At 57.2% G+C, this 2624-nt stretch carries 2 protein-coding genes; both read right to left on the bottom strand.

Annotated elements, in window-relative coordinates:
* Nucleotides 1–125: 125 nt before the first annotated feature.
* On the bottom strand, nucleotides 126–929 hold the full coding sequence (locus VMU57_RS17900) for an MFS transporter (RefSeq protein WP_325385902.1): 804 nt from the start codon (nucleotides 927–929) through the stop codon (nucleotides 126–128).
* Between the two features lie 170 nt (nucleotides 930–1099).
* Nucleotides 1100–2624, bottom strand: a 1525-nt coding sequence (locus VMU57_RS17895) for a glycoside hydrolase family 15 protein (RefSeq protein ID WP_325385900.1), incomplete at its 5' end; no start/stop codon positions are given.

The following is a 2624-nucleotide window of genomic DNA, read 5'->3' as shown; positions in this document are numbered from 1 at the left end:
TCAGCAATTGCAGGTTCGACAGGCTTACATTGCCCCGCTGTACCGGCAGACTTTCCTCGATCCTTGCGTACTGCTCTTCCGTGATCTCCATTCCGACAAACTACACGAGTTGCATTGCAGTAGTGTTAACACGCCCTAATACCCGTTGTTTGCTGGAATATCGCCAACCCTAAGCCCTCAATTAGTGCCATTCTGAGTGACGGCTGAAATAGTCCGGCGATGCCGCCTGTGCCTTGCTGCTTCATGCTTTCCTGGATGTCCTTTATCTCTGGACCTACATCCGACACCGTACGGACACGTTCCAGTACCCGCTTCGCATCCTCCACCTTCGACTTACTGATCAACCAGCGCGGGCTATCGGGTAATCGCCACATCCCAATGGCCAGGCCGACCGCTGGTATGGCTGCCAGGCCAAACATATATCGCCATCCCTGAATGGAAGAAAACGCATAGTCCACCAGATAAGCAATGACGATGCCGGTGGTAATGGCAAGCATGTTGACCGCAACCAGCGCACCGCGCACATTGGCCGGAACCAGTTCGGCAATATACATCGGCGAGATAAAGGAAGCGATGCCGATCGCAAGTCCGCTGACGACCATGCCTGTAATCAACCAGGGAATCGTTGGGGCCAGCGCCGTACCAATTGCGCTGAGCGTAAAGATCATGCCAGCCAGGATGATCAATTTGCGGCGCCCGAAGCGGTTCGTCAGAACACCTCCTGCAGCGGCGCCGAAGACAGCGCCTACCAAGACGGCGCTGACGACGATCTCCTCCATGGCGGCCGAAAGAGAAAACTGATTTTTGATGAATAGGATGGCCCCGGAAATAACGCCCGTGTCATAGCCGAAGAGCAGTCCGCCCAGGGCCGCAATTCCTACCGCGACGTAAACAAAAGGTTTCACGTGCGATTTCGCCTTATTTGTCATCGGTCAAACTCCCTTCAGCAGAAACAGTTCGGTCCGCACTCGCCTATCCCTCTTCGGGATAATATTGCGCCCTGCTGCACAGACTTCGTATCCCCGGCACCTCCTAATCCGGGGGATGCGGCGGGAACTACGATGTCTTTCCGTCGATCTGAAATTGCCTTTGCTCTTTGCTACTGCGCATGCACCTGATGATTCCGGTCTTCCCACTGTCCGCGATCCGGCCAGAAGAAGGTGAAGTCGAGTTGTGATTGGAAGTCGTCCGGAAGGATGTCGAAGTATTCGCCGCCGATGCCGGTCGCCTGCGATTCGCTATCCCGCCAGCTCTTCCAGCTGTCGACTGTCCAGCGCAGACGAAAGGGATCAGGCGTGCAGATGCGAAGGGTGTGGCCCTTGCTTGCCTGTCGGATCGGATGCTTTGGCAGCCAGAACTCTACTGTGCTGCCGGTCTTGCCAACTCGATATCGGGCGGCGACTTCGGATATCTCATCGAACACCTTCCCGTCGTCACAGGAGCGGAGTAGGCGCACATATTCCGAATGTGCCCACACCAAGGGATTTGCCGAACCGGTCGGGCCGCCACGACGCAGTTGCGCTTCCGGAATATCCGCTTCGTCCCATATTTGTTCCGGCAACAGGCAGGTAGCATTTGAGAACTGCTCCATGGCGTGCAAAAAGGAACTGCAATCGCGGCCAGCGGCCAACTCGCAGTGCCCTCGTTCGCCTGTAAGCAGTGGCCACACTCGGCCTTGACCCCAACTCGTGTACGGGCCACCTCCGGGCTGCTGGCCATAGCCGTCGTGATTGTATCGGTGCCAGCAGGGGCCAGAAGGAAAATCCGCTTTGAGAATCGCATCCACGACTTTCAGACTCTCAACGATTAACGGATCGTCAGCGGAGAGGATTCCGTATCGAACGAGCTGCAGAAAACCCGCATCCACAACGTCGCGGGCCGGATACGATTGGGGAGCACCTGGACGTTGACTGGTTAAATAGAGCTCGGCTTTGTTGACGGACCCTGGATTGGCGACTGCCCCGGGCTTAGCTGGATTTAGGCGCACGAAGTGGCGAGGAGACCCGGCAACGAGCGATCCCTCGGTTGTCACCGTCCACTCCTCGAGATGGGACCGAAGAAAATCGGCATAACTCTCGAGAAAGGCCGCTGTGCCGTTGTCCTGTTCCGCGCGCGCGAAAGAGGCCGCACATACAAACGCCGAGATGATCACAGCCAGAGTGGAAGGCGAATAACCGCTCCCTTCTTCCCACCGCTCTTCACCCGTTACCGGTCCGCTGTGCAGCAGAAAAGCGACGGCCCGGTTCACCATCACGCGTGGGTTGAACCGGCCCAGGAGTTGAAGCTGGTGAAGACGCCAAGCGAGCAGCACAGGGAACGCAACTTCATCCAGTTGCATCCCTTTCCAGAAAGCATTTCCATTCACCCAGAAATTCTGCGGAAAGCTGCCGTCCTCCTCCTGCCGGGCTGCCAGATAGATCAGAGCGCGCAAGGGGGCGTGCGTGTCGTCCGCCGCGAGCAGGCCCATGGCGCTCTCCACCATGTCGCGCGTCCAAACCAGGTGATAGCCGCCCTTTCCCTGTTTGTCGTTGCGCGCTTCGCCCCAGGGAATCGTGAGCGATGCGATGAACGCGCCCTGATACAGCTTATCTTCGTGCGTCAACAGCAGGTTATAACTCGAATCA

Origin of the sequence: Edaphobacter sp. (assembly GCF_035532915.1) — a bacterium.
Classification (GTDB): Bacteria; Acidobacteriota; Terriglobia; order Terriglobales; family Acidobacteriaceae; genus Edaphobacter.
This window is presented reverse-complemented; position numbering and strand designations above follow the sequence as displayed.